This window comes from Turicibacter sp. GALT-G1 (assembly GCF_025594995.1).
Lineage (GTDB): Bacteria > Bacillota_I > Bacilli_A > MOL361 > Turicibacteraceae > Turicibacter > Turicibacter bilis.
In genome coordinates this window covers 1-15,773 of record NZ_JAMQUS010000009.1, presented here as the reverse complement: position 1 = coordinate 15,773, position 15,773 = coordinate 1, and the positions used below count along the sequence as shown (strand labels likewise).

General features: G+C 36.2%; 30 protein-coding genes. All 30 read left to right on the top strand.

The window, feature by feature from the left end; all coding sequences use genetic code 11:
* The first annotated feature begins 1,241 nt into the window (after positions 1 to 1,241).
* From rpsJ to rplQ, 30 genes are read left to right on the top strand one after another with little or no spacing between them, the layout of a single operon-like run.
* Positions 1,242 to 1,550 carry a 30S ribosomal protein S10 gene (gene rpsJ, locus NEH74_RS02565; RefSeq protein WP_055243029.1) on the top strand — a complete coding sequence of 103 codons (309 nt, stop codon included), beginning with the start codon at positions 1,242 to 1,244 and terminating at the stop codon, positions 1,548 to 1,550.
* A gap of 26 nt (positions 1,551 to 1,576) precedes the next feature.
* Entirely contained in the window at positions 1,577 to 2,206 is a 630-nt protein-coding gene (gene rplC, locus NEH74_RS02560) for a 50S ribosomal protein L3 (RefSeq protein ID WP_055243027.1), read from the top strand.
* A 29-nt stretch (positions 2,207 to 2,235) separates the two neighbouring features.
* The gene (rplD, locus tag NEH74_RS02555) at positions 2,236 to 2,859 is read left to right on the top strand and encodes a 50S ribosomal protein L4 (RefSeq protein WP_055243025.1); all 624 of its coding nucleotides are present in this window, start codon (positions 2,236 to 2,238) and stop codon (positions 2,857 to 2,859) included.
* Positions 2,859 to 3,143, top strand: a complete 285-nt coding sequence (gene rplW, locus NEH74_RS02550; protein ID WP_006784432.1) for a 50S ribosomal protein L23 — start codon at positions 2,859 to 2,861, stop codon at positions 3,141 to 3,143. The genes rplD and rplW overlap by 1 nt, the downstream gene beginning before the upstream one ends.
* Positions 3,144 to 3,171: 28 nt before the next feature.
* Positions 3,172 to 4,002: a 50S ribosomal protein L2 gene (gene rplB, locus NEH74_RS02545; RefSeq protein WP_055275534.1), complete on the top strand. Its 831-nt coding sequence runs from the start codon at positions 3,172 to 3,174 to the stop codon at positions 4,000 to 4,002.
* 46 nt (positions 4,003 to 4,048) lie between these two features.
* Positions 4,049 to 4,327, top strand: coding sequence for a 30S ribosomal protein S19 (gene rpsS / locus NEH74_RS02540; RefSeq protein WP_055243022.1), 279 nt, complete (start codon positions 4,049 to 4,051; stop codon positions 4,325 to 4,327).
* A 21-nt stretch (positions 4,328 to 4,348) separates the two neighbouring features.
* Positions 4,349 to 4,684 (top strand): 50S ribosomal protein L22, encoded by a 336-nt coding sequence (gene rplV / locus NEH74_RS02535; protein ID WP_055243020.1) that lies wholly within the window; start codon positions 4,349 to 4,351, stop codon positions 4,682 to 4,684.
* A gap of 18 nt (positions 4,685 to 4,702) precedes the next feature.
* Positions 4,703 to 5,365 (top strand): 30S ribosomal protein S3, encoded by a 663-nt coding sequence (gene rpsC / locus NEH74_RS02530; protein WP_055243018.1) that lies wholly within the window; start codon positions 4,703 to 4,705, stop codon positions 5,363 to 5,365.
* A 1-nt stretch (position 5,366) separates the two neighbouring features.
* Positions 5,367 to 5,798, top strand: coding sequence for a 50S ribosomal protein L16 (gene rplP / locus NEH74_RS02525; protein WP_055243016.1), 432 nt, complete (start codon positions 5,367 to 5,369; stop codon positions 5,796 to 5,798).
* Positions 5,788 to 5,982, top strand: a complete 195-nt coding sequence (gene rpmC / locus NEH74_RS02520; RefSeq protein ID WP_055243015.1) for a 50S ribosomal protein L29 — start codon at positions 5,788 to 5,790, stop codon at positions 5,980 to 5,982. The genes rplP and rpmC overlap by 11 nt, the downstream gene beginning before the upstream one ends.
* 23 nt (positions 5,983 to 6,005) lie before the next feature.
* Positions 6,006 to 6,263, top strand: coding sequence for a 30S ribosomal protein S17 (rpsQ, locus tag NEH74_RS02515; RefSeq protein ID WP_068759272.1), 258 nt, complete (start codon positions 6,006 to 6,008; stop codon positions 6,261 to 6,263).
* Between the two features lie 43 nt (positions 6,264 to 6,306).
* Positions 6,307 to 6,675: a 50S ribosomal protein L14 gene (gene rplN / locus NEH74_RS02510; protein WP_055243011.1), complete on the top strand. Its 369-nt coding sequence runs from the start codon at positions 6,307 to 6,309 to the stop codon at positions 6,673 to 6,675.
* A 36-nt stretch (positions 6,676 to 6,711) separates the two neighbouring features.
* Positions 6,712 to 7,017 carry a 50S ribosomal protein L24 gene (rplX, locus tag NEH74_RS02505; protein ID WP_055243010.1) on the top strand — a complete coding sequence of 102 codons (306 nt, stop codon included), beginning with the start codon at positions 6,712 to 6,714 and terminating at the stop codon, positions 7,015 to 7,017.
* A gap of 32 nt (positions 7,018 to 7,049) precedes the next feature.
* Positions 7,050 to 7,589: a 50S ribosomal protein L5 gene (gene rplE, locus NEH74_RS02500; protein WP_055275538.1), complete on the top strand. Its 540-nt coding sequence runs from the start codon at positions 7,050 to 7,052 to the stop codon at positions 7,587 to 7,589.
* Positions 7,590 to 7,611: 22 nt separating this feature from the next.
* Positions 7,612 to 7,797, top strand: coding sequence for a type Z 30S ribosomal protein S14 (locus NEH74_RS02495; RefSeq protein WP_055243006.1), 186 nt, complete (start codon positions 7,612 to 7,614; stop codon positions 7,795 to 7,797).
* Between the two features lie 39 nt (positions 7,798 to 7,836).
* Positions 7,837 to 8,235 carry a 30S ribosomal protein S8 gene (gene rpsH / locus NEH74_RS02490; RefSeq protein WP_055243004.1) on the top strand — a complete coding sequence of 133 codons (399 nt, stop codon included), beginning with the start codon at positions 7,837 to 7,839 and terminating at the stop codon, positions 8,233 to 8,235.
* Positions 8,236 to 8,262: 27 nt separating this feature from the next.
* Complete coding sequence (gene rplF, locus NEH74_RS02485; protein WP_055243003.1) at positions 8,263 to 8,805, top strand: 50S ribosomal protein L6; 543 nt, start codon at positions 8,263 to 8,265, stop codon at positions 8,803 to 8,805.
* A gap of 19 nt (positions 8,806 to 8,824) precedes the next feature.
* Positions 8,825 to 9,187, top strand: coding sequence for a 50S ribosomal protein L18 (gene rplR / locus NEH74_RS02480; protein WP_055243001.1), 363 nt, complete (start codon positions 8,825 to 8,827; stop codon positions 9,185 to 9,187).
* Positions 9,188 to 9,207: 20 nt separating this feature from the next.
* A complete protein-coding gene (gene rpsE, locus NEH74_RS02475; protein WP_055242999.1) occupies positions 9,208 to 9,711 on the top strand; it encodes a 30S ribosomal protein S5 in 504 nt (167 codons plus the stop codon).
* A gap of 13 nt (positions 9,712 to 9,724) precedes the next feature.
* On the top strand, positions 9,725 to 9,907 hold the full coding sequence (gene rpmD, locus NEH74_RS02470) for a 50S ribosomal protein L30 (protein WP_055242997.1): 183 nt from the start codon (positions 9,725 to 9,727) through the stop codon (positions 9,905 to 9,907).
* A gap of 21 nt (positions 9,908 to 9,928) precedes the next feature.
* A complete protein-coding gene (gene rplO / locus NEH74_RS02465; protein WP_055242995.1) occupies positions 9,929 to 10,369 on the top strand; it encodes a 50S ribosomal protein L15 in 441 nt (146 codons plus the stop codon).
* Complete coding sequence (secY, locus tag NEH74_RS02460) at positions 10,369 to 11,649, top strand: preprotein translocase subunit SecY (RefSeq protein ID WP_055275540.1); 1,281 nt, start codon at positions 10,369 to 10,371, stop codon at positions 11,647 to 11,649. The genes rplO and secY overlap by 1 nt, the downstream gene beginning before the upstream one ends.
* Before the next feature lie 13 nt (positions 11,650 to 11,662).
* Positions 11,663 to 12,313, top strand: coding sequence for an adenylate kinase (locus tag NEH74_RS02455; RefSeq protein ID WP_055242991.1), 651 nt, complete (start codon positions 11,663 to 11,665; stop codon positions 12,311 to 12,313).
* Complete coding sequence (gene map, locus NEH74_RS02450; protein ID WP_055242990.1) at positions 12,313 to 13,059, top strand: type I methionyl aminopeptidase; 747 nt, start codon at positions 12,313 to 12,315, stop codon at positions 13,057 to 13,059. The genes NEH74_RS02455 and map overlap by 1 nt, the downstream gene beginning before the upstream one ends.
* 19 nt (positions 13,060 to 13,078) lie before the next feature.
* Positions 13,079 to 13,297 carry a translation initiation factor IF-1 gene (gene infA, locus NEH74_RS02445; RefSeq protein WP_006784453.1) on the top strand — a complete coding sequence of 73 codons (219 nt, stop codon included), beginning with the start codon at positions 13,079 to 13,081 and terminating at the stop codon, positions 13,295 to 13,297.
* A 36-nt stretch (positions 13,298 to 13,333) separates the two neighbouring features.
* Entirely contained in the window at positions 13,334 to 13,447 is a 114-nt protein-coding gene (gene rpmJ, locus NEH74_RS02440) for a 50S ribosomal protein L36 (protein ID WP_006784454.1), read from the top strand.
* Positions 13,448 to 13,466: 19 nt separating this feature from the next.
* Positions 13,467 to 13,832 carry a 30S ribosomal protein S13 gene (gene rpsM, locus NEH74_RS02435; RefSeq protein WP_055242988.1) on the top strand — a complete coding sequence of 122 codons (366 nt, stop codon included), beginning with the start codon at positions 13,467 to 13,469 and terminating at the stop codon, positions 13,830 to 13,832.
* A gap of 16 nt (positions 13,833 to 13,848) precedes the next feature.
* Positions 13,849 to 14,238, top strand: coding sequence for a 30S ribosomal protein S11 (rpsK, locus tag NEH74_RS02430; RefSeq protein WP_055242986.1), 390 nt, complete (start codon positions 13,849 to 13,851; stop codon positions 14,236 to 14,238).
* Positions 14,239 to 14,296: 58 nt separating this feature from the next.
* Positions 14,297 to 15,241 (top strand): DNA-directed RNA polymerase subunit alpha, encoded by a 945-nt coding sequence (locus tag NEH74_RS02425; RefSeq protein WP_055242984.1) that lies wholly within the window; start codon positions 14,297 to 14,299, stop codon positions 15,239 to 15,241.
* 54 nt (positions 15,242 to 15,295) lie between these two features.
* Positions 15,296 to 15,658 carry a 50S ribosomal protein L17 gene (gene rplQ / locus NEH74_RS02420; protein ID WP_055242982.1) on the top strand — a complete coding sequence of 121 codons (363 nt, stop codon included), beginning with the start codon at positions 15,296 to 15,298 and terminating at the stop codon, positions 15,656 to 15,658.
* Positions 15,659 to 15,773: the final 115 nt, after the last annotated feature.

Sequence of the window (15,773 nt, the reverse complement as noted above, 5' to 3'; positions counted from 1 at the left end):
ACCAAATATTATAGAACCAATAATGTTATTAATATTGTATATGGAAGAAATTAGTGGAGTTATAAAAAATATTAATAAGATATAGTTTTAGTATTTTTATGTAGTTGGTTGGTATAATCAATTAACGATAAATAGATTTATTGATATAAAAAATAATTATATATTTAAATTATTCACTCCTGGATTTTAAATGTTTAGGTGTAATGTAAAACAAATTAATTATAAATATACTAAATATGAAGTAATTATTTCCTATTTTGCAATAACGGTTTGTGAACACTAATTGGCAATGAGTTAAACGATTTTCTTATTGCTTCAGTTAATGAGGCTAATATTACAATAGAGGAAGTTAAATATATGTAGAAATAAATAATATATCTATAAGAGTAAAATCAAACTTTATTAGAGAATTTAAAAATCTAAAACCTATAGGTTCACTTCTTCTTTAGGGAAAGATTATGATCGTTTTTTATAATTAGTGATGGAGTACATTATTTTTGACTACTATCAGGAGATATGTCTATCACTAAGGAGGGAATAACTCCTATAGATAATGTATTCATCAGAAACAAAGTCATTCTAATGATGCGAGTTTATCAATCATTTTATCTTTAAGAATATAAGACTGAATAGTGTTGTGAGATTTTATGTATTCCTAGAAATACGTATTATTAAGTAAAGTCTTAAATAATACTTAGTATCTCAAAATCCAAAGAAGAGCTATGGCTCCACAATGATTTAGAATATACAAGACTTTAATGACTTAAGGACGACATTAAAAAATGTTTTAGATAATAATATTATCTTTAGGATAATAAATGTATTAAACATAACTAAAATGTTATTTATAAATATTCAATAATTAATTATTTTAAAATCAATAATAGCTACATTTCTAAAAATTTAGTTGGATAGTAGTCTAGTGTTAAATTTTATTTTTAAATAAAATACAATATTTACTTGTCATAAATGTTTGATTGTTCGTTTAAGATATGTTAAATTTGTTTATGTAAATTAGTCCGAAAACTGCGAAGAGATGAGTCACTGTCGAAATATACATCTATGAATAAAAAATAAAAAAATATTTGATTTATTTAGTTTTTTCATGTATAATAGATATGTTGACTTGAGCGTTGAAGCGAAAGGTTGCTGACACACCCGGCCGATTTGCCATGGCAATGTGGCAGGTAATTTTCGTGGAGCTAGTCTATTCCTAAAAATAGGCGAAGGGAGGAAATAAAATGGCAAAACAAAAAATCAGAATCCGTTTAAAAGCTTATGATCACAGAATTTTAGATCAATCTGCAGAAAAAATCGTTGAAAGTGCTAAGAAAACAGGAGCTAAAGTGGCAGGACCAATCCCACTTCCAACTGAAAAGCAAGTTTACACGATCTTACGTGCGGTACATAAATACAAAGATTCTCGTGAGCAATTCGAAATGCGCACTCACAAACGTCTGATTGACATTGTTGAACCAACTGCTCAAACTGTTGATTCATTAATGCGCTTAGATTTACCATCTGGTGTAGACATCGAAATCAAATTATAATATATACGAAATAGGAGGTGTAACTCATGGCCAAAGGAATCTTAGGTAGAAAAATTGGTATGACTCAAATTTTCACTGAAGAAGGGAAATTAATTCCTGTAACTGTTGTGCAAGCAACACCTAACGTTGTTTTACAAGTTAAAACAAACGAAACTGATGGATACGAAGCTATCCAAGTTGGATTTGAAAATAAACGCGAAAAATTAGCTAACAAACCTGAAATGGGACACGTTGCTAAAGCTGAAACAGCGCCTAAGCGCTTCGTTCGTGAATTCCGTAACGTAAATGTAGCGGAATATCAAGTTGGTCAAGAGATCAAAGTTGACACTTTTGCTGAAGGAGAAGTTGTTGACGTAACTGGTAAGACTAAAGGTAAAGGATTCCAAGGTGTTATTAAACGTCATGGACAATCTCGTGGACCTATGGCTCACGGTTCTCGTTACCATCGTCGTCCAGGTTCAATGGGATCGATTGCTGCTAACCGCGTTTTAAAAGGTAAAAAATTACCTGGACAAACTGGTGGAAACATCGTAACTGTTCAAAACCTTGAAGTAGTTAAAGTTGATACAGAACGTAACGTTTTATTAATCAAAGGAAATGTACCAGGAGCTAAAAAATCTTTAGTTATGGTTCGTTCTGCTGTTAAAGCAAAATAGTTTAGTACAGTAGGAAAGGAGGATTCATAATGCCACAAGTAGCATTATATAACCAACAAGGTGCTCAAGTTGGAGAAATCGTGTTAAACGAAACAATCTTCGGTATTGAGCCTCATAAACAAGCAATGTTCGATGCTGTAATTATGCAACGTGCATCAATGCGTCAAGGAACGCACAAAACTAAAACTCGTACTGAGGTACGTGGTGGTGGACGTAAACCTTGGAAACAAAAAGGTACTGGACGTGCTCGTCAAGGATCTATCCGTGCACCTCAATGGCGTGGTGGAGGAATCGTATTCGGACCAGTTCCACGTAGCTATGCATACAAATTAAACAAAAAAGTTCGTCGCTTAGCTTTAAAATCTGCGTTATCAACTAAAGTTGTTGAAAATGAAATCGTAGTTTTAGATGCATTAGCATTCGAAGCTCCAAAAACAAAAGAAATGATCTCTGTTTTAGGTGCTTTAAACATCACATCTAAAGCATTAGTTGTAACTGCTGAAGAAAATACAACAGTTGAATTATCAACTCGTAACATCCCAGGTGTTAAAGTGTTATCAGTAGCTCAATTAAATGTATTAGATCTTTTAGATGCAACTAAGTTAGTTATTACTCAAGATGCAGTTAAAAAGATTGAGGAGGTGCTTGCATAATGAAAGATGCTAGAGATATCGTTAAGCGCCCAATTATCACTGAAAAATCTTATGATTTAATGAATGAAGGTAAATTCACTTTCGAAGTTGATAAAAAAGCAAACAAAATCGAAGTTAAACAAGCTTGTGAAGCTTTATTCAATGTAAAAGTTGAGAAAGTAAACATCGTTAACGTTCGTCCTAAAAAACGTCGTGTTGGACGTTATGAAGGATTCAAGCCTTCAATGAAAAAAGCTATCGTAACATTAGCTGAAGGACAAACAATCGAAAAGTTTGAAGTATAATTAATAAGTCGTAAAAGGAGGGAACAAGATGGCTATTAAAAAGTATAAACCTACCACGAATGGTCGTCGTAACATGTCAGTTTTAACATTTGACGAAATTACGACTAATAAACCAGAGAAATCATTATTAGCTCCTTTAAGCAAAAAAGCAGGGCGTAATAATCATGGTCAAATCACAGTACGTCATCACGGTGGTGGACACAAACGTAAATACCGTATCATCGACTTTAAACGTACAAAAGACGGTATTCCAGGACGTGTTGCTACAATCGAATACGATCCAAACCGTTCAGCAAACATCGCATTAATCAACTACGCTGATGGAGAAAAACGATACATTATCGCTCCTAAAGGATTAAAAGTTGGAATGCAAATTGAATCAGGTGCTAATGCGGATATCAAAATTGGTAATGCATTACCAATCATGAACATCCCAGTTGGTACATTAATTCACAACATCGAGTTAAAACCTGGTAAAGGTGGACAATTAGTACGTTCAGCAGGAACTTCTGCTCAAATCTTAGGGCGTGAAGAGCGTTACGTATTAGTTCGTTTAGCTTCAGGTGAAGTTCGTAAAGTATTAGGAACTTGCCGTGCAACAATCGGTGAAGTTGGTAATGCTGACCACGAATTAGTAAACATCGGTAAAGCAGGTCGTACACGTTGGTTAGGTACTCGTCCAACTGTTCGCGGTTCTGTAATGAACCCTAATGACCATCCACACGGTGGTGGGGAAGGACGTACTCCAATCGGACGTAAATCTCCAGTTACACCATGGGGTAAACCAGCTCTTGGTTTAAAAACTCGTAACAAGAAAAAAGCATCAAGTAAATTAATTGTTCGCGGACGCAACAAATAATAAAGATATATGCTAAATGTAAATGTTCGAAAGGAGGAAATTTAGAATGGGACGTAGTTTAAAAAAGGGACCTTTCTGTGACGATCATTTAATGAAAAAAGTTGTAGCTGCTAACGAAAGCGGAGACAAAAAAATCATTCAAACTTGGTCACGTCGTTCAACAATTTTCCCACAGTTTGTAGGACATACAATTGCTGTTTATGATGGACGCAAGCATGTTCCTGTATATGTTACTGAAGATATGGTAGGACACAAATTAGGTGAATTCGCGCCAACTCGTACTTATAAAGGACACATCAAAGAAGACAAAAAAACTAGACGTTAATATTGAGAGGAGGACATGGCTATGGAAGCTAAAGCTATGGCTAGAACAGTTCGCATTGCTCCTCGTAAAGCACGCTTAGTGATTGATTTAATTCGAGGAAAACAAGTAGGCGAAGCATACGCAATTTTAAAACACACTCCTAAAGCGGCATCTCCGATTGTTGAGAAAGTTTTAAAATCAGCTATCGCAAATGCTGAACACAACTTAAACTTAGATATCAATTCATTATATGTTAAGGAAGCATATGTGAATGAAGGTACAACATTAAAACGATTCCGTCCACGTGCACAAGGTCGTGCATCACAAATCAACAAAAGAACATCTCACATCACTATCGTGGTAGCTGAGAAAAAATAATTAAAGGAGGGATACGAAGTGGGTCAAAAAGTTAGTCCAATTGGTTTACGTGTTGGTGTAATCCGTGATTGGGATGCTCGTTGGTATGCAAACGATAAAGACTTCGCTACTTTATTACACGAAGACTTAAAAATCCGTGATTACATTAATAACAAATTCAAAAGAGCTTCGGTATCACGCGTTGAAATCGAACGTGCAAAAAACCGTGTTAATATTATCGTTCATACGGCTAAACCAGGTATGGTAATCGGTCGTGGTGGATCAGAAAAAGATGCAGCTGTTGCTCAATTAGAAAAAATGACAGGTAAACGTGTTTTCATCCGTATCGTTGAAATCAAACGTCCTGAAGTTGATGCTCAATTAGTTGCAAACTCAATCGCAGAACAATTAGAAAATCGTGCTTCTTTCCGTCGTGTACAAAAAGTTGCAATCCAACGTGCTATTAAATTTGGTGCTAAAGGGATTAAAACTCAAGTATCAGGACGTTTAGGTGGAGCAGATATGGCTCGTGCTGAAGGATATAGTGAAGGAAATGTACCTTTACATACATTACGTGCTGATATCGACTACGCTACAGCAGAAGCAGATACAACTTACGGTAAATTAGGTATTAAAGTATGGATCTACAAAGGTGAAGTATTACCTACAAAAAACCGTCAAGTAGCAAAGGAGGGTAAATAATATGTTAGTACCTAAACGTACAAAATATCGTCGCCCTCACCGCTTGTCTTATGAAGGACGTGCAAAAGGTGGAACAACTGTAGTATTTGGTGAGTATGGTTTACAAGCAACAACTGGTGCTTGGGTAACTAACCGTCAAATCGAAGCAGCTCGTATCGCTATGACTCGTTATATGAAACGTAGCGGACGTGTATGGATTAAAATCTTCCCTCATCAAGCTAAAACTGCTAAACCTTTAGAAGTCCGCATGGGATCAGGTAAAGGGGCTCCAGACGGATGGGTTGCAGTAGTAAAACCTGGAAAAGTTATGTTTGAAATTGGTGGTGTATCTGAAGAGATCGCTCGTGAAGCATTACGTTTAGCTTCTCACAAATTACCAGTTCAAACTAAGTTTGTAAAACGTGTAGACGGTGGTGATAGTAATGAAAGCTAATGAAATCCGTAATTTAACCACTACAGAAATCGAAGCTAAAATTAACGAATTAAAAGATGAGTTATTCAACCTTCGTTTCCAATTAGCTACAGGACAATTAGAAAACACTGGTCGTATTCGTGAAGTACGTAAAGGTATTGCACGTATGAAAACGATCATTAGCGAACGCGAAAACAATAAATAATGAGCTTGAGAGGAGGTTCACTTATGGAACGTACTAAAAAAACTTTTACTGGACGTGTAGTTTCAGATAAAACAGATAAAACAATTACAGTACTTATCGAATCTTACAAAGTACATCCTCTATACGGTAAACGAGTTAAATATTCAAAAAAATATGCAGCTCACGATGAGTTAAATGAAGCAAAAGTTGGAGATTTAGTTCGCATTGAAGAATGCCGTCCTATGTCAAAAACAAAAAAATTCCGTTTAGTTGAAATTGTTGAAAAAGCAGTTATTATTTAATTAATTTTATTGAAATACTGGAGTCTTGAAAGGAGGTCCAATCATGATTCAACAAGAAACACGTTTAAGAGTTGCTGATAACTCTGGTGCAAAAGAATTATTAGCAATTAAAATTTTAGGTGGTTCTCACAAAAAAACTGGTAACATCGGTGATGTTATTGTTGCTACAGTTAAGTCAGCAGCGCCAGGTGGAGTTGTTAAAAAAGGTGATGTTGTTAAAGCAGTAATCGTCCGTACGAAAACTGGAGCTCGTCGTGCTGATGGATCATACATTAAATTTGATGAAAACGCAGCAGTTATTATTAAAGACGATAAATCTCCACGTGGTACTCGTATCTTCGGACCAGTAGCTCGTGAATTACGCGATAAAGATTTTATGCGTATTGTTTCATTAGCTCCAGAAGTACTTTAATTAACACTTAATCCTTAAGATTAGGAGGTGCACGATATGCAAATTAAAACTGGAGATAAAGTAGTTATCATTTCAGGTAAAGATAAAGGTAAAGAAGGTGTTGTTCTTTCAGCAAACCCATCTAAAAACAAGGTGGTTGTTGAAGGTGTAAATGTTGTTAAAAAACACGTACGCCCTTCTCAAATGAATCCAGATGGTGGAATCGTTGAATTTGAAGCACCGATCCATGCATCTAACGTTATGATTGTAGATCCAAAGAGTGGTAAACCAACACGCGTAGGATATAAATTCGTTGACGGTAAAAAAGTACGCTTCGCTAAAAAATCAGGTGAAGTATTATAATATAGTTTAACAACGAAGGGAGGTAAACCTGCATGAATCGTTTACGTCAAAAATACGAAAATGAAGTAAAAAACCAAATGGTTGAAAAATTCGGATATAAATCTGTAATGCAAATCCCAACAATTGATAAAATCGTTATCAACATGGGTATCGGAGATGCTGTAAGCAACTCTAAAGTTTTAGATGAGGCTGTAGCTGAATTAGCTTTAATCACTGGTCAAAAACCAGTTATCACACGTGCTAAGAAATCTATCGCTGGTTTCCGTCTTCGTGAAGGAATGCCAATCGGATGTAAAGTTACATTACGTGGTGAGCGTATGTATGATTTCTTAGATAAATTAGTATCAATTTCTTTACCACGTGTACGCGACTTCCGCGGAGTTTCTAAAAAATCATTCGATGGACGTGGAAACTACACATTAGGTGTTAAAGAACAATTAATTTTCCCAGAAATCGACTTCGATAAAGTAAATAAAGTTCGAGGAATGGATATCGTTGTAGTTACAACTGCTAACACAGATGAAGAAGCTCGTGAGTTGTTAACTCAATTAGGGATGCCATTTCAAAAATAATTGATGAAAGGAGGCGTCACTCATGGCTAAAAAATCTATGATTATCAAACAACAGCGTAAACAAAAATTCGCAGTTCGTGAATATACACGTTGCGAGCGTTGTGGTCGTCCACACTCTGTCTTACGCAAATTCAAATTATGCCGTATTTGCTTCCGTGAATTAGCATATAAAGGACAAATCCCAGGTGTTAAAAAAGCAAGCTGGTAATAAACTTAATTCTCTTTAAACGGGAAGGAGGAAAAATAAATGGTAATGACAGATCCTATTGCAGATATGTTAACACGTATTCGTAACGCAAACCAAATGCGTCATGAAGTGGTTGAAATGCCAGCTTCTAAAATGAAACGTGAAGTATTAGAATTATTAAAACGTGAAGGTTTCATTCGCGATGTAGAATATATTGAAGATAACAAACAAGGTGTTTTACGTGTTGCTTTAAAATACGGTAAAAACAACGAACGTGTTATCACAGGTTTAAAACGTATCTCTAAACCAGGTTTACGTGTATACGTTAAAAATACAGAAGTTCCTAAAGTATTAAACGGATTAGGTATCGCTATCTTATCTACTTCTAAAGGAATTATGGCTGATAAAGAAGCTCGTCAACAACAAGTTGGTGGAGAAGTATTAGCTTACGTTTGGTAATAAATAAAGACAGGAGGTGTCACATAAATGTCTCGTATTGGTAATAAACCAGTAGCATTACCTTCTGGTGTTGAAGTGATTGTTGCTGAAAATAACTTAGTTACTGTGAAGGGACCTAAAGGGGAACTTTCTCGTACATTTAATGCAAATATGCAAATTACAGTTGAAGGAAACGAATTAACTGTAGTTCGTCCTAACGATAACAAGGAAAACAAAATGTTACACGGAACAACACGTGCTTTATTAAACAACATGGTTGTTGGTGTATCTGAAGGGTTTACTCGTGAGTTAGAAATCATCGGGGTTGGATACCGTGCACAAAAACAAGGAGAAAAACTTGTATTAAACGCTGGATACTCTCACCCAGTTGAGATGGATGCACCTGCAGGTGTAACTATCGAAGTACCTAACAATACTACTGTAGTAGTAAAAGGGATCGACAAACAAGTAGTTGGAGAATTCGCTGCTAACATTCGCGCTGTACGTGCTCCTGAACCATACAAAGGAAAAGGAATCCGTTACAAAGGTGAACATGTTCGTCGTAAAGAAGGTAAAAAAGCTAAAAAATAATTCGAAAGGGGTGGCCTGAATGATTAAAAAAGTATCACGTAATGAGTTACGTAAACAAAGACATTACCGTGTACGTGCTAAAGTTACAGGAACTGCAGAGCGCCCACGCTTAAATGTATTCCGCTCTAGCAAACACATTTATGCGCAAATCATTGATGATGTAACTGGTACTACATTAGTTAGTGCATCAACTTTAGATAAAGATTTAAACATCGCTTCTACAGGTAACGTTGAAGCAGCTAAAGCAGTAGGTGCAGCAGTTGCTAAACGCGCTTTAGAAAAAAATATCACATCAGTTGTTTTCGACCGTGGAGGATATATCTATCACGGACGTGTTGCAGCATTAGCTGAAGCAGCTCGTGAAAATGGATTACAATTCTAATTAAAGAAGGAGGGACAAAGATGCGTCAAATCATTGACCCTAGTAACTTAACACTTGAAGAACGTGTAGTTACTATTAATCGTGTAACGAAGGTAGTAAAAGGTGGACGTCGTTTCCGTTTTGCTGCATTAGTTGTTGTCGGTGACAAAAATGGTCACGTTGGTTTCGGTACTGGTAAAGCTCAAGAGGTACCTGAAGCAATCAAAAAAGCAGTTGAAAGTGCTAAAAAGAACTTAATCTATGTACCTACAGTTGGAACTACAATTCCTCACCAAATCGTTGGAGAATTCGGTTCAGGTAGCGTATTATTAAAACCTGCTTCTGCCGGTACAGGAGTTATCGCAGGTGGACCAGTACGTGCCGTATTAGAGTTAGCTGGAGTACAAGATATCTTATCAAAATCTTTAGGATCAAACACACCAATTAACATGGTTCGTGCAACAATCAATGGTTTAGAAAATTTAAAAACAGTTGAGCGCGTAGCTGAATTACGTGGGAAAACTGTTGAAGAAATCTTAGGATAAGGAGGGAACTCCAATGGCTAAAGAATTACACATTACTTTAACACGTAGTGTAATCGGTCAAAATGAATCTCAACGTGCAACAGTTCAAGCATTAGGTTTAAAAAAATTAAACCAAACAGTTGTTAAAGCTGACAATGTAGCTGTTCGCGGTATGATTAATAAAGTATCTCATTTATTGACTGTAGTAGAGAAATAATCAAAGAGGAGGTGACTTTCGGTGAAATTACATGAGTTAACATATACTGAAGGGTCTCGTAAAGATAGAAAACGTATCGGTCGTGGACACGGTTCAGGTCAAGGTAAAACTGCAGGTAAAGGACACAAAGGACAAAACGCTCGTTCAGGTGGTGGAGTTCGTTTAGGATTCGAAGGTGGTCAAACTCCTTTATTCCGTCGTTTACCAAAACGTGGATTTACTAACATCAACCGTAAAGAATACGCTATCGTTAATTTAGATCAATTAAATAAATTCGAAGATGGAACAGTTGTTACTGCAGAACTTTTATTAGAAACTGGAGTAATTAAAAAATTACACTCTGGGCTTAAAGTTTTAGGACAAGGACAACTAGAGAAGAAATTAACTGTTAAAGCAGCTAAATTCTCAAAAACAGCAGAAGAACAAATTGCGGCTCAAGGTGGATCAATCGAGGTGGTATAATGGCTACTTTCAGTAAGATATGGAAGAACGCTGATTTACGTAAAAAGATCCTATTCACGTTGATGATCTTTGTTGTCTATCGTATTGGATCTTATATTCCTGTGCCAACCATCAATACATCTGTTTTAGAAGCTTCCGCGCAAACTCCGATGCTTGGATTCTTTGATACATTAAGTGGAGGGGCATTGAAACGATTTTCATTGTTTGCGATGTCTATCTCTCCTTATATTACTGCATCAATTGTTATCCAGTTGCTTCAAATGGATGTTGTACCGATTTTGTCTGAATGGGCAAAAGAAGGTGAAACTGGTAAACGTAAGTTAAATCAATTAACTCGTTATGTCACTTTAGTTCTTGCATTTGTTCAAGCCATTGCAATGTCAATTGGTTTCGATTTAGGATATCAAGGGATTTTACTGGAAAGTCATTCAGTAATCACTTATCTTTATATTGCATTAACTATGACAGCAGGTACGGCTGTTATGATTTTCCTTGCTGATCAAATTACTAGCAAGGGAATTGGTAATGGTACATCAATGATTATCGTAGCAGGTATTTTATCTCGTGTTCCATATATGCTAAACGATTTATACACGAAATACTTGGTAAATATAACAGTATCTAACGTGTTAGCATTTATTTCAGTGTTAGCATTGTTAGCTCTGACAATTATTGCTGTTATCTATTTACAAAGCGCAACTAGAAAATTACCAATTCAATATGCCAATAGACATAATTCTGCTCAGTTATCGGGACGTAAAGATTCATTTATTCCGCTGAAGTTAAATTCAGCTGGGGTAATTCCAGTAATTTTTGCAGCTTCACTTGTGAGCTTACCGTTAACTGTAGTAAATTTCTTGCCTGAATCAGGTGTAACTAATGTAATTAAAGCTATCTTTAATTACCAACAACCAATTGGGTTTATTTTATATGTTGTATTAATCGTTGCTTTCACTTACTTCTATGCTTTCGTACAAGTAAGTCCAGAAAAAGTAGCAGAAAACCTTAAAAAACAAGGATCATACATTCCAGGTGTAAGACCGGGTGTTGATACTGAAGAATATTTATCAAAAGTTTTATCTCGTATCACTTTTATTGGAGCTATTTATTTAGTAGTCATTGCGGGCTTACCAATTGTATTTGGCGCAATCACTGATTTACCAAGTAGTGTTGAAATTGGTGGTACAAGCTTATTAATTGTTGTAGGTGTAGCAATCGAAACTGCTAAGCAAATCCAAACAAAAACAATGGATCAAAAATATAAAGGATTCATCAAATAATTGAGGTGATATGATGAAAATCGTATTTATGGGGCCTCCGGGTGCTGGTAAAGGTACTCAGGCTGAAAAAATTATTGAAAACTATCAAATTCCACATATCTCAACTGGAGATATGTTTAGGAAGGCGATAAAAGACCAAACTGAATTAGGTATGGAAGCTAAGCGTTACATGGATCAAGGTGCATTAGTACCTGACCATGTTACAATTGGTATTGTAAAGGATCGCTTGTCTGAATCAGATTGCAAGTCGGGATTCCTGTTAGATGGTTTTCCACGAACAGTAGATCAGGCAAAAGCCTTAGATGAAATACTGACTTCTCTTGATTCGAAGATTGATTATGTAATTAATATTGATGTTGATTTAGACATTCTTAAAGAGCGCTTAACTGGACGTCGTATTTGTCGTTCATGTGGGGCAACTTATCACATGATCTTCAATCCTCCTGCAGTTGCTGGTACTTGTGACAAGTGTGGTGGAGAATTATATCAACGTAAAGATGATAATGAAGAAACGGTTGGTAATCGCTTAGATGTTTACGTTAGTCAAACTAAGCCTTTATTAGATTATTACTCTTTAGCAGGAAATCTTGTTAATATTAATGGTCAACAATCAATTGATCTTGTATTTGCAGAAATCCAAGATGTACTTGGAGGCAATAAATAATGATTATTTGTAAGACTCCACGCGAAATTGATATTATGCGAGAAGCCGGTCGTATTGTTGCTTTAGCTCATCAAGAGGTTCAAAAGCACATTAAACCTGGCGTTACAACGAAGCAGTTAGATAAAATTGTAGAAGATGTAATTCGTAGTCAAGGCGCAATACCTTCTTTTAAAGGTTATCATGGATTCCCTGCAAGTATTTGTGCATCAGTAAACGATGAACTTGTTCACGGTATTCCAGGAAATCGTGTCTTAAAAGATGGAGATATTATCTCAATCGATATCGGCGCGAAATATAATGGATATCATGGTGATTCAGCTTGGACTTACCCAGTAGGGAAAATCTCAGATGAAGCTCAACGATTACTTGATGTAACTAAACAATCATTATTTGTCGGTTTAGAACAGGCTAAAGCGGGAAATCGTTTATCAGATATCTCACACGCTATTCAAGTGTATGTAGAATCTCATAATTTCTCGATTGTCCGTGAGTACGCTGGGCATGGTGTCGGTCAAGATCTACATGAAGATCCTTCAATTCCACACTATGGACCTCCTGGACGAGGACCAAGATTGAAAACAGGTATGACTTTAGCAATCGAACCTATGGTTAATTATGGTGAGAGATACGTTCGTACTTTAGCTGATAATTGGACTGTAGTTACTCGTGATAAAGCTCTCTGTGCTCATTTCGAACATACTGTTGTCATCACTGACAATGGATATGAAATATTAACTAAGTTATAAAGATAAGGAGGCATAATCAATGGCTAAGCAAGACGTTATTGAAGTAGAAGCTACCGTTATCGATAATTTGCCAAACGCTATGTTTAAAGTAGAATTAGAAAATGGTCATCAATTAATTGCTCACGTTTCTGGTAAAATCCGTATGAACTTCATTCGTATTTTACCAGGTGATAAAGTAACAGTAGAATTATCTCCTTATGATTTAACACGTGGGCGTATTACATATCGTCACAAATAGACTCCGATATACTGAAAAATGAGGAGGTTTTAATTCATGAAAGTAAGACCATCTGTAAAACCTATCTGCGATAAATGTAAAGTTATTCGCCGTAAAGGGAAAGTAATGGTAATTTGTGAAAATCCAAAACATAAACAAAAACAAGGATAAGCTTTAGGAGGTGCAATGTATGGCACGTATTGCTGGTGTAGATATTCCTCGCGACAAACGCGTTGTAATTTCATTAACATATATCTATGGAATTGGTAAACCAACAGCTCAACAAATCTTAGCTGCTGCTGGTGTATCAGAAGATACACGTGTACGTGATTTAACTGAAGATGAGTTAAACCGTATCCGTGCAGAAGTAGATAAATTAAAAGTAGAAGGAGACTTACGTCGTGAAGTTTCATTAAACATCAAACGTTTAATGGAGATCGCTTCATTCCGTGGTATCCGTCACCGTAGAAGTTTACCAGTACGCGGACAAAACACTAAAAACAATGCCCGTACTCGTAAAGGTCCACGTAAAACAGTTGCTAATAAGAAAAAATAGTTAGGAGGGTCATCATATGGCACGTAAACAAGTTAGTCGTAAACGTCGTGTTAAAAAGAATATTGCTACAGGTGTAGCACATATCCACTCGACTTTCAATAATACAATTGTTACGATTACTGATCCTCATGGTAATGCAATCTCATGGTCAAGTGCAGGTGCATTAGGATTCAAAGGATCTCGTAAATCAACTCCATTCGCTGCTCAAATGGCATCAGAAGCTGCTGCTAAAGCTGCAATGGATCACGGAATGAAAAGTGTAGACGTATCAGTTAAAGGTCCTGGTCCTGGTCGTGAAGCAGCTATTCGTGCTTTACAAGCTGCAGGATTAGATGTAACAGCTATCAAAGACGTTACTCCAGTTCCTCATAACGGATGCCGTCCACCAAAACACCCACGTGGTTAATCAGGAAGTTATTTGAAAGTAGTACCCTACTATTAAGCGATCCTGAGGAGGGAAATCGATGTTAGAAATCGAAAAACCAAGAATTGAAGTTGAAGAATACATCAAAGATGAATTCTATGGGAAATTTGTTATTGAGCCTCTAAAACGTGGATATGGTACTACGTTAGGGAATTCCTTACGTCGAGTATTACTATCATCACTTCCTGGAGCTGCAGTAACATCTATCTCTATAGAGGGAGTTCAACACGAATTCACTTCTATCGATGGTGTAGTTGAAGATGTAACACAAATTATTTTAAATTTAAAAAACTTAATCTTATCTATTGATTCAGAAGAGGTTAAGGAATTACGTATTGATGTTGCTAGAGAAGGTGCAGTTACGGCTGCAGATATCGAATGTGACGAACAAGTAGAAATTATCAATCCTGACTTACACATTGCTACTTTATCAGCTACAGGTCGTTTACGAATGACTATGAAAGCTCGTCGTGGTAATGGTTATGTTGGTGCCGATGATAATAAAAAATTACTTGAGAGTGCAGGAGAGATCGCTATCGACTCTATCTACACACCAGTAACTCGCGTATCTTATGATGTTGAAAAGACTCGTGTTGGTCAAGATGCATCATACGATAAATTAACATTAGAAGTTTGGACAAACGGAAGTGTTAACCCACAAGAAGCTATCTCTTTAGCATCTAAAATCTTAGTTGAACACTTCAGCATTCTAGTTAACTTAAATGAAGCAGGGCAACTTGCATCATTCATCGTTGAACGTGAAGATGAAGAGAAAAACAAAGTATTAGAAATGCCAATTGAAGAGTTAGACTTATCTGTTCGTTCTTACAACTGTTTACGTCGTGCTGGAATCAATACAGTTGAAGAATTAGCTCGTCATTCTGAAGAAGATATGATGAAAGTTCGTAACTTAGGTAAAAAATCATTAAAAGAAGTTAAGGATAAACTTGACGAATTAGGATTAAGCTTAGGTTGCACTAAATAATTGATTTATATATAATGTTATAATTCCATTTTCATATGGAAGGAGGAATTTTAAGTGGCTTACAGAAAATTAGGACGTCTTAGTCATCAACGTAAAGCAATGTTACGTGATTTATCAACAGATTTAATCATCAACGAACGCATTGTAACAACTGAAGCTCGTGCAAAAGAATTACGTTCAGTAGTTGAGAAATTAATTACTTTAGGTAAACGTGGAGACTTACACGCTCGTCGTCAAGCAGCTGCATATGTACGTGCAGAGGTTGCTAACGATGAAACTGGAGCAACAGCTGTTCAAAAATTATTCTCTGATATCGCACCTCGTTACGCTGAGCGTAATGGTGGATACACTCGTATCTTAAAAGTTGGACCTCGCCGTGGGGATGCAGCTGATATGGTAGTTATCGAGTTAGTATAATTTTTCAAACCATAGAAGATTTTATCTTCTATGGTTTTTTTGGCTCTTTGTCAACTGGTGTGGGTGAAGAAATTTTATACCTGTAATCGTGAGGAATTAAGCTGCTCATTGAGCA

Coding starts and splice junctions, on each gene's coding strand:
- rpmD (WP_055242997.1), top strand. CDS start 9,725: ATGGCTAAAGAATTACACATTACTTTAACACGTAGTGTAATCGGTCAA.
- rpsK (WP_055242986.1), top strand. CDS start 13,849: ATGGCACGTAAACAAGTTAGTCGTAAACGTCGTGTTAAAAAGAATATT.
- rplC (WP_055243027.1), top strand. CDS start 1,577: ATGGCCAAAGGAATCTTAGGTAGAAAAATTGGTATGACTCAAATTTTC.
- rplF (WP_055243003.1), top strand. CDS start 8,263: ATGTCTCGTATTGGTAATAAACCAGTAGCATTACCTTCTGGTGTTGAA.
- rplX (WP_055243010.1), top strand. CDS start 6,712: ATGCAAATTAAAACTGGAGATAAAGTAGTTATCATTTCAGGTAAAGAT.
- rpsS (WP_055243022.1), top strand. CDS start 4,049: ATGGGACGTAGTTTAAAAAAGGGACCTTTCTGTGACGATCATTTAATG.
- infA (WP_006784453.1), top strand. CDS start 13,079: ATGGCTAAGCAAGACGTTATTGAAGTAGAAGCTACCGTTATCGATAAT.
- rplW (WP_006784432.1), top strand. CDS start 2,859: ATGAAAGATGCTAGAGATATCGTTAAGCGCCCAATTATCACTGAAAAA.
- rplN (WP_055243011.1), top strand. CDS start 6,307: ATGATTCAACAAGAAACACGTTTAAGAGTTGCTGATAACTCTGGTGCA.
- rplP (WP_055243016.1), top strand. CDS start 5,367: ATGTTAGTACCTAAACGTACAAAATATCGTCGCCCTCACCGCTTGTCT.
- NEH74_RS02495 (WP_055243006.1), top strand. CDS start 7,612: ATGGCTAAAAAATCTATGATTATCAAACAACAGCGTAAACAAAAATTC.
- rplD (WP_055243025.1), top strand. CDS start 2,236: ATGCCACAAGTAGCATTATATAACCAACAAGGTGCTCAAGTTGGAGAA.
- rpsQ (WP_068759272.1), top strand. CDS start 6,006: ATGGAACGTACTAAAAAAACTTTTACTGGACGTGTAGTTTCAGATAAA.
- NEH74_RS02455 (WP_055242991.1), top strand. CDS start 11,663: ATGAAAATCGTATTTATGGGGCCTCCGGGTGCTGGTAAAGGTACTCAG.
- NEH74_RS02425 (WP_055242984.1), top strand. CDS start 14,297: ATGTTAGAAATCGAAAAACCAAGAATTGAAGTTGAAGAATACATCAAA.
- rpmJ (WP_006784454.1), top strand. CDS start 13,334: ATGAAAGTAAGACCATCTGTAAAACCTATCTGCGATAAATGTAAAGTT.
- rpmC (WP_055243015.1), top strand. CDS start 5,788: ATGAAAGCTAATGAAATCCGTAATTTAACCACTACAGAAATCGAAGCT.
- rpsH (WP_055243004.1), top strand. CDS start 7,837: ATGGTAATGACAGATCCTATTGCAGATATGTTAACACGTATTCGTAAC.
- rpsE (WP_055242999.1), top strand. CDS start 9,208: ATGCGTCAAATCATTGACCCTAGTAACTTAACACTTGAAGAACGTGTA.
- rplB (WP_055275534.1), top strand. CDS start 3,172: ATGGCTATTAAAAAGTATAAACCTACCACGAATGGTCGTCGTAACATG.
- rpsJ (WP_055243029.1), top strand. CDS start 1,242: ATGGCAAAACAAAAAATCAGAATCCGTTTAAAAGCTTATGATCACAGA.
- map (WP_055242990.1), top strand. CDS start 12,313: ATGATTATTTGTAAGACTCCACGCGAAATTGATATTATGCGAGAAGCC.
- secY (WP_055275540.1), top strand. CDS start 10,369: ATGGCTACTTTCAGTAAGATATGGAAGAACGCTGATTTACGTAAAAAG.
- rplR (WP_055243001.1), top strand. CDS start 8,825: ATGATTAAAAAAGTATCACGTAATGAGTTACGTAAACAAAGACATTAC.
- rplE (WP_055275538.1), top strand. CDS start 7,050: ATGAATCGTTTACGTCAAAAATACGAAAATGAAGTAAAAAACCAAATG.
- rpsM (WP_055242988.1), top strand. CDS start 13,467: ATGGCACGTATTGCTGGTGTAGATATTCCTCGCGACAAACGCGTTGTA.
- rplV (WP_055243020.1), top strand. CDS start 4,349: ATGGAAGCTAAAGCTATGGCTAGAACAGTTCGCATTGCTCCTCGTAAA.